The sequence below is a fragment of the Shewanella decolorationis genome (genome assembly GCF_004354305.1).
Lineage (GTDB): Bacteria > Pseudomonadota > Gammaproteobacteria > Enterobacterales > Shewanellaceae > Shewanella > Shewanella decolorationis.
In genome coordinates this window covers 2,556,009-2,569,754 of the sequence record NZ_CP037898.1, presented here as the reverse complement: position 1 = coordinate 2,569,754, position 13,746 = coordinate 2,556,009, and the positions used below count along the sequence as shown (strand labels likewise).

General features: G+C 49.6%; 8 protein-coding genes, 1 rRNA gene and 1 other annotated feature (1 of these 10 cut by a window edge). Of the genes, 2 read left to right on the top strand and 7 right to left on the bottom strand.

Annotation, left to right across the window (positions count from 1 at the left end):
* Positions 1 to 10: 10 nt before the first annotated feature.
* The 5 genes from argH to argC form a co-directional block, all read right to left on the bottom strand.
* Complete coding sequence (gene argH, locus EYR25_RS11660) at positions 11 to 1,378, bottom strand: argininosuccinate lyase (protein ID WP_133180236.1); 1,368 nt, start codon at positions 1,376 to 1,378, stop codon at positions 11 to 13.
* A gap of 83 nt (positions 1,379 to 1,461) precedes the next feature.
* The gene (locus EYR25_RS11655; RefSeq protein ID WP_011624428.1) at positions 1,462 to 2,685 is read right to left on the bottom strand and encodes an argininosuccinate synthase; all 1,224 of its coding nucleotides are present in this window, start codon (positions 2,683 to 2,685) and stop codon (positions 1,462 to 1,464) included.
* 60 nt (positions 2,686 to 2,745) lie between these two features.
* Positions 2,746 to 3,651, bottom strand: coding sequence for an ornithine carbamoyltransferase (locus tag EYR25_RS11650; RefSeq protein ID WP_133180234.1), 906 nt, complete (start codon positions 3,649 to 3,651; stop codon positions 2,746 to 2,748).
* 12 nt (positions 3,652 to 3,663) lie between these two features.
* A complete protein-coding gene (argB, locus tag EYR25_RS11645; RefSeq protein ID WP_037424139.1) occupies positions 3,664 to 4,446 on the bottom strand; it encodes an acetylglutamate kinase in 783 nt (260 codons plus the stop codon).
* A 31-nt stretch (positions 4,447 to 4,477) separates the two neighbouring features.
* Positions 4,478 to 5,458 (bottom strand): N-acetyl-gamma-glutamyl-phosphate reductase, encoded by a 981-nt coding sequence (argC, locus tag EYR25_RS11640; RefSeq protein ID WP_133180232.1) that lies wholly within the window; start codon positions 5,456 to 5,458, stop codon positions 4,478 to 4,480.
* Positions 5,459 to 6,128: 670 nt separating this feature from the next.
* Between argC and ppc the strand changes: the two genes are divergently transcribed.
* Both ppc and EYR25_RS11630 read left to right on the top strand, forming a co-directional pair.
* The gene (ppc, locus tag EYR25_RS11635; RefSeq protein ID WP_088212224.1) at positions 6,129 to 8,798 is read left to right on the top strand and encodes a phosphoenolpyruvate carboxylase; all 2,670 of its coding nucleotides are present in this window, start codon (positions 6,129 to 6,131) and stop codon (positions 8,796 to 8,798) included.
* Positions 8,798 to 9,343 (top strand): YceB family lipoprotein, encoded by a 546-nt coding sequence (locus EYR25_RS11630; protein ID WP_133180230.1) that lies wholly within the window; start codon positions 8,798 to 8,800, stop codon positions 9,341 to 9,343. Before ppc ends, EYR25_RS11630 begins: the two co-directional genes overlap by 1 nt.
* Positions 9,344 to 9,440: 97 nt before the next feature.
* Here EYR25_RS11630 and EYR25_RS11625 read toward each other — a convergent pair whose 3' ends face one another.
* The gene (locus EYR25_RS11625; protein WP_039977728.1) at positions 9,441 to 10,715 is read right to left on the bottom strand and encodes a CinA family nicotinamide mononucleotide deamidase-related protein; all 1,275 of its coding nucleotides are present in this window, start codon (positions 10,713 to 10,715) and stop codon (positions 9,441 to 9,443) included.
* Positions 10,716 to 10,976: 261 nt separating this feature from the next.
* A 5S ribosomal RNA gene (gene rrf / locus EYR25_RS11620) occupies positions 10,977 to 11,092 on the bottom strand.
* A gap of 177 nt (positions 11,093 to 11,269) precedes the next feature.
* Positions 11,270 to 13,746, bottom strand: a sequence feature (mutual gap in cmsearch alignment for this rRNA model is longer than 100); it runs 136 nt beyond the window's last position.

The following is a 13,746-nucleotide window of genomic DNA, read 5'->3' as shown; positions in this document are numbered from 1 at the left end:
GATTAAGGCATTAGCCCGCTTTCTTCGCCGCGATGGCTTGCTTCACCTGAGTCAGCGCTGTGCCGCCGAGGACATCACGTTTTGCCAAACAGGCTTCGATGGTGAGGTTTGGATAGACGTCATCTTCGATAATCTCGGCAAAGGTTTTAAACTCGGCCAGCGTAAAACCTTCTAACGGGATCTTCTTGGCAATCGCCGCAACCACTGCCACGCCGACCACATGGTGCGCTTCGCGGAATGGCATGCCTTTAGACACTAGATAATCCGCCAATTCGGTCGCGTTGGCATAACCTTGCTGCGCGGCTAACAGCGCATTCGGGCGATTCACGACCAAGCCAGATAACACTAACGCCGCCATATCCAAGCAGATTGCCCAGCTGTCGACCACATCGAACAGGCCTTCCTTGTCTTCCTGCATATCTTTGTTGTAGGCCAGAGGTAGGGCTTTCATGGTGGTGAGAATGCCCACTAAACTGCCGTACACACGGCCCGTTTTACCACGAATAAGTTCCAGCGCATCGGGGTTTTTCTTTTGTGGCATCAACGATGAACCCGAGGTCACTTCATCACTTAATGAGATAAAGCCCGCTTCACCCGAGTTGAAGAAAATCAAATCTTCAGCCATGCGGCTTAAGTGCATCATGCTGATTGAGGCCGTAGAACATAGCTCAACCACATGGTCGCGATCCGACACACTGTCCAAACTGTTTAAGGTTGGCGATGCAAAGTTCAGTGCCGCAGCCAGCGCATGTCTATCCATTTGATAGGCTGTACCCGCCAAAGCGCCCGAACCGAGCGGACAGGTATTGGCGCGTTTTAAGGCATCGGTTAAGCGGCTAAGATCACGCTCAATCATCTCCACATAGGCCAAACACCAGTGGCCGAAGGTCACAGGCTGAGCACGTTGCAAATGAGTATAACCAGGCATCACAGCGTCGAACTCACGCTCAGCAAGCGCAATAAGTTCGCTGCGTAAGGTTTGCAGGCGAGCCACTAATGCCGCACCTTCGGATTGGCACCAGAGTTTTAAGTCGGTCGCGACTTGGTCATTACGGCTACGGCCCGTATGGAGTTTTTTACCCAGATCGCCGACTTTAGCGATCAGCGCCGACTCCACGAAGCTATGAATATCTTCCACGCCCGAGGCGAGAATAATCGCAGGATCGCCCTTCACTTCCACCAGCAGCTCGTTCAGCGCTTTCTTCAAGTCGCTGCATTCCGTGGCAGTGATAATGCCGACGCTGGCAATCGCATCGGCCCAAGCGATAGAGCCGACCACATCCTGCTCAAACAAACGGTAATCCACAGGCAGTGAATCGTTGAATAATTTAAATAGCGCGCTGGTTTCGCCCTGAAATCTTCCACCCCATAAAGCCATGCTCAATCCCCTCGGTCACTGCTTTGAATACGTTAAAACTTAAGATATAAAAAAGGGCGCTAGGCGCCCTTTGAGTCTGCCTATTACTTAGCGTTGAGCGCGCGGATGCGGCTCGCTAACGAGTACAGACGGATAAAGCCTTCAGCGTGTTTTTGGTCGTACACTTGGTCTTCACCAAAGGTGGCAAAGGCTTCAGAGTACAAGCTGTTTGGCGAACGCTTCTTAACGGCAATCGCGTGACCTTTGTAGAGTTTAACCACAACTTCACCGTTAACAGACTCGGCTAATGACTCAGATGCCGCCAACAGAGACTTACACAGAGGTGTAAACCAACGACCGTCATACACTAAGTGTGCCATTTGGGCACCCACTTGCTCGCGCCAAGTACGGCTGGTTTTATCCAGCACTAACTCTTCAATCGCGCGCAGCGCAGCAAACATAACAGTGCCGCCTGGGGTTTCGTAGCAACCACGAGACTTCATGCCTACTAAACGGTTTTCGGTGATATCGATACGACCCACGCCATGTGGTGCAGCGATGGCGTTCAGTTTCATCAGTGCAGCGTAAGGCGTTAATGCTTCGCCATTTACTTTAGTCACACGACCATGTTCAACTTCGAGTGACACGTATTCTGCTTGGTTTGGCGCATCTTCCGGATCAGCAGTCAGCGTCCACACACCTTTACTTGGCTCGTTCCATGGATCTTCCAACTCACCACCTTCGTGGGAAATGTGAAATGCGTTGGCATCACGGCTGTAGATCTTAGTGGCAGAAGCCGACGTTTTGATATTACGCTCGGCTAAGTAAGCCAGTAGATCTTCACGGCTCTGCATGGTCCATTCACGCCATGGTGCAATCACTTTTAAATCAGGTGCTAATGCCGCAAAGCAACCTTCGAAACGCACTTGGTCGTTACCCTTACCAGTACAACCGTGACACAGGGCATCGGCGCCCACTTTACGTGCCACTTCAACCTGCGCCTTAGCGATGATTGGACGCGCCATTGAAGTACCTAACAGGTAAGTCCCTTCGTAAATCGCACCCGTTGCCATGGTTGGGTAGATATAGTCTTTAACAAATTCTTCTTTCAGATCGACGATATGGCATTCTGATGCGCCAGAAGCTAATGCCTTTTCAGTCAGACCCACTAACTCTTCTTCACCCTGACCTACGTCAGCGCAAAAGGCGATGATTTCACAGTTGTCGTAGGTTTCTTTTAACCAAGGAATAATGGCCGAAGTATCTAGACCACCCGAATAGGCTAAAACGACTTTTTTCACGCCAGTGTTTTTGTTCTCGATAGACATCTTAAATTCCTATAACTCGTTTCTCACCTTGGAGAAAGTAGGCTGCTAAACAGGGTTAAATTAACTAAATAGGGTTACCAGTACTGCGTTTTGGGCGTGCATCCGATTCTCTGCTTGTTGCAGGATCAAGGAGCCTTCGCCATCCATCACCTCATCGGTCACTTCAACACCGCGGTGAGCGGGTAAGCAGTGCATAAAGAAGTGAGCACCCGCTTTCGCCATCAAGCCCTTATTGACCTGATAAGGTGCAAACTTATCCTTAATTTCCGCTAACGGTGTTGGATCACCCATGGAAATCCAGGTATCAGTATAGATAGCATCGTGACCTTCGATAGCACCAATATCTGAAGACAGTACAACCTTGCCGCCATATCGGCTGGCCAGTTCTTGCACTTCGGCCACGACGTAGCCATCAGGAAAGTGACCCGCAGGGCAGATCACTGTCATGGTGGCACCGAGAATGGCCGCGCAATACATCAATGAATTCGTCACGTTATTACCGTCACCTACGTACGCTAACTTAACATCACTGATATTTTCAAAATGCTCGGCCAAGGTTAAGAAATCGGCCAGCGCTTGGCAGGGATGGTATAAATCCGAAAGCGCATTTATCACAGGCACAGTGCCAAACTCGGCCAATTGTTCGATGGTCTTGTGGGAGAAAGTTCTCGCCACAATAGCATCGGCCCAACAGGATAGGTTAGAAGCAAAATCAGCGACCGATTCCCGCTTACCTAAGGCACCATTTTGTTGGTCTAGGTATAAACAGTGGCCACCGAGCTTGTTAATACCGATATCGAAGCTAACACGAGTACGCAGCGATGGCTTTTCAAATAACATCACCACACTCTTACCGTCCAGCGCATGACGATACTCAGCGGGATTCGCTTTAATCGTCTTGGCTAAGGTAATCAGATCCAGCAACTGTTGCTGGGTTAACTCTTTTATCGATAGTAAATGCTTCATAACCTACTCCGCTTATGGTTGGATTTGTGTGCCCACGGCCTCACCTTTTGCTAATGCGACTAATTGGCTTGCATCACGCCATGAGGCAACTTGAACCGCCTGCCCCATCCACTGCGCCACTTCGAGCGCAGCTTCTACTTTTACCTTCATTCCCTTTTCGATCACGCCTTGCTTAACCAGCTCAGCAATCTGCTTACCATTCAGTGAAGGGATTAATTGACCTTTACCATCGAGCACGCCAGACACATCCGATAGCAGCACCAACTTGCCACCGACCAACTTAGCCAATACCGTCGCCGCTTGGTCGGCGTTCACGTTCAGCATTTGGCCATCATCCATCATGGCAATCGAGCTACAAATCGGCATCCAACCTTGGGACAGAATAAACTTGAGGTAAGTGGCGTCTTTAGGAGAAACCTCGCCCACTAACCCTAAACGCTCATCTTTGATCTTGGCCGATACTGTGTTGCCATCGGCTAAGCTCATGCCAACGCTCACAATCCCAGCTTTAGTCGCTGCGCCTTGGAGGATCTTGTTTGATGTTCCGGCCAATGCACCGGCAATAATCGGCATTTGCTCCGGCGGAGTGACCCGCAAGCCTTCTAGCTTGACGGTTTCCATGCCGTTTGCGGCTAATTGCTCGTCGACCAAACAGCCGCCGCCATGCACCATCAGCACTTGCTGACCATTGGCGATCATTGCTGCTGCGGTATCCATTAAACGCGCCATCCCCATTTCACACTGCAGCAGGGCGCCGCCGACTTTAAGAACTAATACTGAGTTGTTGGTAGACATCTTGACGACTCTCTTAAATAAGGATGAACGGTTAAAGGTTAAAGTGAATCTTTATGCATTGCAGGGCTTGGCTCGCCGCGCCTTTCATCAAATTGTCGATGGCACTGGCAACCACTAGGTAGCCACTGTTCTCATCAAACTTCCAACCTAAGTGGCAATTCGGAGTCAGCACCACATCATCCACTTTCGGGAACTGGTTCTGTTTCACCGTCACCAGCGCAGCTTGGTCATAAACACTGTATGCCGCAGCCACATCGGCGGTGGTGGTGCCCGGTTTTAGCTGAACAGTGATGGTTGCTAAAATGCCGCGCTTGAAGTTGCCAAGGTGCGGCGTGAAGATCACCTCTTGCCCCAGTTGAGTGGCAATTTCGGGTTGATGTCTGTGGCCTAATACGCCGTAGGGTGTGAGGCTCACTTCGCAAAAACTGGTATGCAACTGTGCCTTACGACCCGCACCCGTCACACCGCTGACCGCATTGATCACTGGATAGGCTGAGGTGAGTAAATTCTTTAATGGTTTCAATGCTGTTAATGATGCTGTTGGGTAACAACCCGGCACGGCAATCATCTTAGTCGCGGCGACTTCTTTGGCATTCCACTCGGCCAGACCATAGACTGCCTTGGCCAACACTTCGGGATATTCATGCTCAAAACCGTACCACTTAGGGTACTGCGCCACATCGCTGAAACGATAGGCACCGCTTAAGTCGAATACGGCTAAACCTTGGTTGTAGAACCAAGCCGCTAAATGCAAACTCACCGAATGCTCGGTCGCTAACACTACGGCATCCGCCTCGGCGACGATCTTCGCCTTCGCATCTTCAGTCAGTGGTGACAGCGCTAAGTCAATGTGGCTGTAGACAGGGTACAAATCTGCTAAAGCTCTACCTTTATCTAAACTATTTTCAGAGACATACAGACCTTGAATCGATAATTCAGACTCCGCATGGACTAAAGCTGTTAGTTGTGCGCCTGTGTAACCACTGGCACCGATAATGGCGATGTTTTTCATATGTATTTTTATAAACCGAATCAAAGAGACTTAAAGAATGGATGAATAGCGTACACGCACCAGCGTATATCTATGATGACAAGACTATCGTCGTAGAAAATCGTAATGGCTCGTTATTTTATTCACTGACGGCTTAACGCTATACATCATGATATTTACTCTACAGGTCACAAGGGGTGACTCATCTCAACTGCTGGCTAGACTACCACAAAGATCTATTTATGCAATATATGTGAATATATATTTTTATTAAATTTTATCTTTTAGCTGCATTCAAGCACGCTTAACAAATAACACCATACTTCACTAACTGCCTAATAACTCAGTTATCTATGGATGAAAGACTGAAAAATCAGTCCTTTTTATTAACACCGAATACACATCCCTGCAAAACCTAAAATGATGCAGTTCATATTCACCTCCGCTAAACATAATAAAATATTGCGTTAGCTCGCATTTATATTGAATATTCCTCAACAATTATCGTGATTGGTTGCATATAAGATAAGCCAGTCGTATAAGTTATAAGTTCTGCTGTTGACCATTGCCCTCAGTGGTGGGTATTGTGCTAGCGGGCTATATACCCAAGCGACCTGAAGATAGGATTCTCATCACCTAGAGGTTGTTTGGGTATATTGCGGATTTTTATATTTTTCAATTCGGAGTAACTATGGCAGGTAATGTGGCAGACAATGTGACCGACATGTATGCGTCGTTAAGATCGAACGTGAGTATGTTAGGGCAGATCCTGGGCGATACAATGCGCACCCACCTCGGCGATTCTTTCCTCGAGAAGGTTGAGCAAATTCGTAAACTCGCAAAAGACTCCCGCCGTGGCGACGAAGCGGCACGGGAGCAAATGCTAGAACTGCTCACCGCACTCCCCGATGAAGAGTTAGTGCCCTTTGCCAAAGCCTTCAACCAATTCCTCAACTTAGCAAACTTATCCGAACAATTTCATACTATTAGCCGTAACTGCGATGAACTGGTTTGCGTGCCGGATCCGGTCGAACAATTGCTTGGCCGCATGCTTAATGGCCGTATCGATCAAACCAAAATGTTGGATTGCTTAAAAACGCTGGATATCGACTTAGTCCTCACCGCGCATCCAACGGAAATCTCTCGCCGCACACTGATCCAAAAATATGCTGCGATTGTGGATTGCCTCGCCGAGCAAGAAAACAATCAACTGTCCGACAGAGAGCGCCGCCAAATTAATCTGCGTCTGCGCCAGTTAATCGCCCAGATTTGGCACACCAATGAAATTCGTCGTGAACGCCCAACTCCAGTGGATGAAGCACGCTGGGGATTATCCACCATTGAAGAATCACTCTGGCATGCCGTCCCCGACTTTTTAAGGCAACTCAACGATCAAGTGCAAGATCGGACTGGCCAGCAATTGCCTATCGATATCGCACCAGTGCGTTTCTCAAGCTGGATGGGTGGCGATCGCGACGGCAACCCTTTTGTGACCGCTAAAGTCACCCAAGAAGTGTTAGATCGTAATCGCCATGCCGCCGCTCGTTTATTCCTCAAGGATATAGTGTTGCTGGTTGGCGAGTTATCGATGGAAGAAGCCAACAGCGAGCTGATGGCGTTTACCAACAATAGCTGTGAACCCTATCGTTTTGTGCTGCGCTCATTAAGACAAAAACTGCGCGACACCATAGATTACTTAAACGCCCGCATCGAGGGCCATAATCCAGAAGTGGATAAATCGACGCTGATTTGGCAAGAAAGCGATCTGAAAGCGCCGCTAGAGATGCTGTATAAGAGTTTATGTGACTGCGGCATGCGTTTGATCGCTAACGGTTTGCTGCTCGATATCCTGCGTCGTCTCGCTTGTTTTGGCATCCATATGTTAAGGCTCGACATCCGCCAAGACGCCGGCCGTCACTGCGATGTACTTGCAGAATTAACCCGCTATTTGGGGATGGGTGACTTTAACCATTGGGATGAAACTGAAAAACAAGCCTTCTTACTGCGTGAACTCAGTAACCGTCGTCCGCTGATCCCAAGCAACTGGCAACCTTCCGCCGATGTGGCCGAAGTGCTTAACACTTGCCGCTTAATTGCTAAACATCCTGCTAAGGCCTTGGGCTCCTATGTGATCTCGATGGCGAGCAAGCCTTCAGATGTATTAACCGTGTTATTACTGCTCAAAGAAACCGGCTGCACTCATCCAATGCGCGTTGTACCGCTATTTGAAACCTTAAGCGACTTAAATAATGCTGCCGAGTGTATTACCGCACTGCTCGATATCGACTGGTACCGTGGTTACACCAAAGGTATGCAAGAGGTGATGATCGGCTATTCTGACTCGGCCAAAGACGCGGGTGTAATGGCTGCCGCTTGGGCACAATACCGTGCACAGGAACAGTTAGTCGCCGTCTGTAAACAGGCTGGCGTTAAGCTGACGCTGTTCCATGGTCGTGGTGGCAGTATTGGTCGCGGCGGCGGCCCAGCTCACAAAGCGATTCTGTCACAACCGCCCGGCTCAGTTGATGGCCGTATTCGCGTCACCGAGCAAGGTGAGATGATCCGCTTTAAGTTCGGCCTGCCTAAATTGGCGGTGCAAAGCTTAGCCCTGTACACCTCAGCGGTGTTAGAAGCGACCTTGCTTCCGCCGCCCGAGCCTAAGCAGGAATGGCGCAATTGTATGGAACGAATTGCTGAGGAGTCAGTGAGTGCTTACCGCGGTATTGTTCGTGAAGAGCCTGATTTTGTGCCTTATTTCCGTGCAGCCACACCAGAGGTTGAACTGGGCAAACTACCATTAGGCAGTCGTCCAGCAAAACGCCGTGTTGATGGCGGTATCGAGAGTTTGCGTGCCATTCCTTGGATTTTTGCTTGGTCACAAAACCGCTTAATGTTGCCAGCATGGCTCGGCGCCGGTGAAGCATTACAGGCTGCCTGCCAACGTGGCGAAATGGGCTTACTACAGGATATGGAGCGCGAATGGCCCTTCTTTAGCACGCGGATTTCCATGCTGGAGATGGTGTACGCTAAGGCGGAACCTAATTTGGCGCGTTACTATGAAAGCTGCTTGGTACCGACCAATCTACATCACTTAGGCGAAACTTTACGCCAGCGTTTAGATCTCGGCATTAAAGTGGTGCTGGAGCTGACTAAATCGGATACCTTAATGGCGCATACACCCTGGAATCGCGAATCTGTCAAACTGCGCAATCCCTATATCGATCCATTAAACTTCCTGCAGACCGAGTTATTGGCTCGTACCCGCAAGGAAACAACCGAAGCTCCCGCTTCCGAACACGTGCAACTCGCCTTAATGCTGACGATTGCCGGTGTTGCAGCGGGCATGAGAAACACAGGTTAATGAAAAAACTCACGCTTAGCCTTTGCTTGGGATTATCTGTACTGCTTGGCGGCTGCGTCACGCAGTACAGTATCAGCGAGCATGAAATGGAGCAGTATCTCAGCAAAGAGATCCATTTTGAGGTGAAACAAGGTAATCAACTGGTGGGCGCGCAAGTGCGTATTAACGACATCAGTGTCAGACTCGGTGAAAAGCCTGACACTATGAGCGTAAGTGCAACCACTCAGGTGTCCATCACTAACCCTATTTATCCGTTGAAGGCGCAACTTTCAACCACCTTTGAGGCTAAGCCTTGGTATGACAGTGCCACCCATAGCGTCTACCTACGCCAGCTTGAATTGGTGAAAGTCGAGTCAACACCCAAGGATATCGAGAAAGCCATCAGTAGCGCGACGCCACAGGTTACGGGCTACTTAAGGCATTTCCTCGAGAATCAGCCCGTTTATGTGCTCGATACGAAAGATAGTAATCAGGCGCTGATGGCCAAGATGACCGAGAGCATTCAAGTGGTTCCTGGCAAATTAGTCCTTAAATTCACTAAATAACGGCTTGTGTTGCAAACCATTCGCCATAAAAAATGCTCCCTCGGGAGCATTTTTGTTAATCCATCTAGACTGACTAAAACTCTTAAGTATCCAAAAGTTACTTGCTGAAGCGGCCTATCGACTGATAATCCACAATCACAGCTTCGGTGAGTAATTCACGTCTTAACATATCGTAGGCAACCGCCGCACTTAAGCTACGCACTAAATCCCGCGAACGTCGCGGCAGTTTAATCATTTGGCTGTAAACGCCACTGCGGGTTGCCAAGGCAATTGCCACTGTACCGACGGGCTTTTCTTCGGTTCCGCCATCCGGTCCAGCTATCCCACTGGTTGCTAGGGCAAAATCACTGTCTAAGATAGCACGCGCGCCCTTGGCCATTTCTTCAACCGTAGGAATAGACACTGCGCCATGATCATCTAAGGTCGCCGGATTAACCCCTAACACTCGTACCTTAGACTCATTACTGTAAGTCACTAGACCGTGTTGCAAATAGGAAGAACTGCCGGGGAAGTCCACTAATTGGCTGGTAATCATCCCACCCGTGCAAGACTCGGCAACACTCAAGGTCAAACCCGAATTCAGTAACTTAGCATGGATTTCCTCGGCAAGCGTTGCTTTATCTTCGGCGACAACCGCAGTACCCAGCACCATTTTGATGTGCCCAGTCACCCGAGGCAGCAAAGCAATCGCCTTCTCTCCGCGGGCAAAGATCTTGATTTCAATATGTGGCATGGAGGAGCGATAACCAATGGTAATTCCCTCAGGCAACTCCAGTGGCTCAATTTTGTCGGCAAGGGAAGACTCGCCATGACCTATGGTCAGCAACTTCTTCAGCGCCACCTTAGCGTTGAGGCCAAACTCTTCACGGATAAAAGGAATAAATTGCTCCTTCACCATATGTTTGAGTTCAAATGGCACGCCAGGAGTGAAGAACAACCAGGCTCGATTCAACTTCACTCTAAATCCACAGGCCGTGCCAACGGGGTTATCCACCATCACTGCAGACTCAGGCAGCATTGCTTGCTTCAAATTACTCACTGGCATCTCGCGATTATTGCGCGTAAACCAATCTTCTAAACGTTGGCGCCACTCACGATTCTCAACCAAAGATTCTCCCTTCGCCTTAGCCATTGCCTCGGCAGACATATCATCACTGGTCGGCCCCAAGCCACCATTTACTAAGATGACATCGGCATGCAAGCTACGCTCTTGGAAAACCGCAATTAAATCCTCGAGGCGATCTCCCACAGTCACTCGTCGTTGGATCTCAATGCCATGCTCCATCATAGTGCTGGCAAACCAGGCCGCGTTAGTATCAACAATCTGACCCGACAGCACCTCTTCCCCAGTACAAATCATCTCTAACTTCATCATAGATCCTTAGCTACCCCAATAAGTTACTGCATAAGGTAAGTAACCTCTGAAGTAATAGCAAGAGTTGACCTTGGGGAGGTATGGTTAAGTAGTGTTAAGAAAATAAGGCAGTAAGGCGCGATTTAGCGAACATTGGGAGTGTGCGAGTTGAAGAGGCTGAAAACTGGAATAAATGATTTCAAAATCAAAATCGAAAAACGGCAAACGCCAAAAGCAAAAAAGCCAGCTTATTCAGCTGGCTTCATTGTTTAATTAGGCGCTTGGCGATGACCTACTCTCACATGGGGAGACCCCACACTACCATCGGCGCGATTGCGTTTCACTTCTGAGTTCGGGATGGGATCAGGTGGGACCACAATGCTATTGTCACCAAGCAAATTTGTTATTCACTACCCGTCTTATTGTCGCAGGCAGTAAATTAAATTCGGAAAGCTGGTTTGAGTTACACTTCTTAAGTGTTTGTATTCAAGCTAAGTACTGTACGACCTCCAGGGAAGGAGGAAGTACTGGAAAATGTCTGGAACATTTTCAGTAAAACCCATCTGGGTTGTATGGTTAAGCCTCTCGAGTCATTAGTATCAGTTAGCTCAACGCCTCACAACGCTTACACACCTGACCTATCAACGTCCTAGTCTCGAACGGCTCTTTAGTGGACTTAAAGTCCAAGGGATGACTCATCTTGGGGCTCGCTTCCCGCTTAGATGCTTTCAGCGGTTATCGATTCCGAACATAGCTACCGGGCAATGCCATTGGCATGACAACCCGAACACCAGCGGTTCGTTCACTCCGGTCCTCTCGTACTAGGAGCAACTCCCCTCAATCATCCAACGCCCACGGCAGATAGGGACCGAACTGTCTCACGACGTTCTGAACCCAGCTCGCGTACCACTTTAAATGGCGAACAGCCATACCCTTGGGACCGACTTCAGCCCCAGGATGTGATGAGCCGACATCGAGGTGCCAAACACCGCCGTCGATATGAACTCTTGGGCGGTATCAGCCTGTTATCCCCGGAGTACCTTTTATCCGTTGAGCGATGGCCCTTCCATTCAGAACCACCGGATCACTATGACCTACTTTCGTACCTGCTCGACGTGTCTGTCTCGCAGTTAAGCTGGCTTATGCCATTGCACTAACCGTACGATGTCCGACCGTACTTAGCCAACCTTCGTGCTCCTCCGTTACTCTTTGGGAGGAGACCGCCCCAGTCAAACTACCCACCAGGCACTGTCCTTAACCCCGATTAGGGGCCCAAGTTAGAACATCAACACTACAAGGGTGGTATTTCAAGGACGACTCCACGAGAACTAGCGTTCCCGCTTCAAAGTCTCCCACCTATCCTACACATGTAGGGTCAATGTTCAGTGCCAAGCTATAGTAAAGGTTCACGGGGTCTTTCCGTCTAGCCGCGGGTATACGGCATCTTCACCGCAATTTCAACTTCACTGAGTCTCGGCTGGAGACAGCGTGGCCATCATTACGCCATTCGTGCAGGTCGGAACTTACCCGACAAGGAATTTCGCTACCTTAGGACCGTTATAGTTACGGCCGCCGTTTACCGGGGCTTCGATCATGAGCTTCTCTTGCGATAACCCAATCAATTAACCTTCCGGCACCGGGCAGGCGTCACACCGTATACTTCCTCTTGCGAGTTTGCACAGTGCTGTGTTTTTGATAAACAGTTGCAGCCACCTGGTATCTGCGACTGCCGTCAGCTTAGGGAGCAAGTCCCATCACCAACAGCAGCGTACCTTCTCCCGAAGTTACGGTACCATTTTGCCTAGTTCCTTCAGCCGAGTTCTCTCAAGCGCCTTGGTATTCTCTACCCGACCACCTGTGTCGGTTTGGGGTACGATTCCCGCTAACCTGAAGCTTAGAAGATTTTCCTGGAAGCATGGCATCAACTACTTCATCCCCTTGGGGACTCGTCATCAGCTCTCAGTGTATAGTGACCCGGATTTGCCTAAGTCACCCACCTACCACCTTAAACGCGGACTACCAACGCCGCGCTAGCCTAGCCTTCTCCGTCTCTCCATCGCAGTTAGCGGAAGTACAGAAATATTAATCTGTTTCCCATCGACTACGCCTTTCGGCCTCGCCTTAGGGGTCGACTCACCCTGCCCCGATTAACGTTGGACAGGAACCCTTGGTCTTTCGGCGAGGGGGTTTTTCACCCCCTTTATCGTTACTCATGTCAGCATTCGCACTTCTGATACCTCCAGTGTGGGTTACCCCTTCACCTTCAACGGCTTACAGAACGCTCCTCTACCGCGCAACTCTAATGAATTGCACCCGTAGCTTCGGTGGTATGTTTAGCCCCGTTACATCTTCCGCGCAGGCCGACTCGACTAGTGAGCTATTACGCTTTCTTTAAATGATGGCTGCTTCTAAGCCAACATCCTAGCTGTCTAAGCCTTCCCACATCGTTTCCCACTTAACATACACTTTGGGACCTTAGCTGACGGTCTGGGTTGTTTCCCTTTTGACGACGGACGTTAGCACCCGCCGTCTGTCTCCCGGATAGCACTCTTTGGTATTCGGAGTTTGCAAAGGGTTGGTAAGTCGGGATGACCCCCTAGCCTTAACAGTGCTCTACCCCCAAAGGTGTTCGTCCGAGGCGCTACCTAAATAGCTTTCGAGGAGAACCAGATATCTCCCGGTTTGATTGGCCTTTCACCCCCAGCCACAAGTCATCCGCTAATTTTTCAACATTAGTCGGTTCGGTCCTCCAGTTGATGTTACTCAACCTTCAACCTGCCCATGGCTAGATCACCGGGTTTCGGGTCTACGCCTTGCAACTAAACGCGCAGTTAACACTCGGTTTCCCTACGGCTCCGCTATTCGCTTAACCTCGCTACAAAACGTAAGTCGCTGACCCATTATACAAAAGGTACGCAGTCACGGTCTCAAGTACCGCTCCCACTGCTTGTACGTATACGGTTTCAGGTTCTATTTCACTCCCCTCACAGGGGTTCTTTTCGCCTTTCCCTCACGGTACTGGTTCACTATCGGTCAGTCAGGAGTATTT

Bases quoted from the DNA above. Each gene is read 5' to 3' on its own strand.
- ppc (WP_088212224.1), top strand. From the start codon at position 6,129: ATGGCAGGTAATGTGGCAGACAATGTGACCGACATGTATGCGTCGTTA.
- argC (WP_133180232.1), bottom strand. From the start codon at position 5,458: ATGAAAAACATCGCCATTATCGGTGCCAGTGGTTACACAGGCGCACAA.
- argB (WP_037424139.1), bottom strand. From the start codon at position 4,446: ATGTCTACCAACAACTCAGTATTAGTTCTTAAAGTCGGCGGCGCCCTG.
- EYR25_RS11650 (WP_133180234.1), bottom strand. From the start codon at position 3,651: ATGAAGCATTTACTATCGATAAAAGAGTTAACCCAGCAACAGTTGCTG.
- EYR25_RS11655 (WP_011624428.1), bottom strand. From the start codon at position 2,685: ATGTCTATCGAGAACAAAAACACTGGCGTGAAAAAAGTCGTTTTAGCC.
- EYR25_RS11630 (WP_133180230.1), top strand. From the start codon at position 8,798: ATGAAAAAACTCACGCTTAGCCTTTGCTTGGGATTATCTGTACTGCTT.
- EYR25_RS11625 (WP_039977728.1), bottom strand. From the start codon at position 10,715: ATGAAGTTAGAGATGATTTGTACTGGGGAAGAGGTGCTGTCGGGTCAG.
- argH (WP_133180236.1), bottom strand. From the start codon at position 1,378: ATGGCTTTATGGGGTGGAAGATTTCAGGGCGAAACCAGCGCGCTATTT.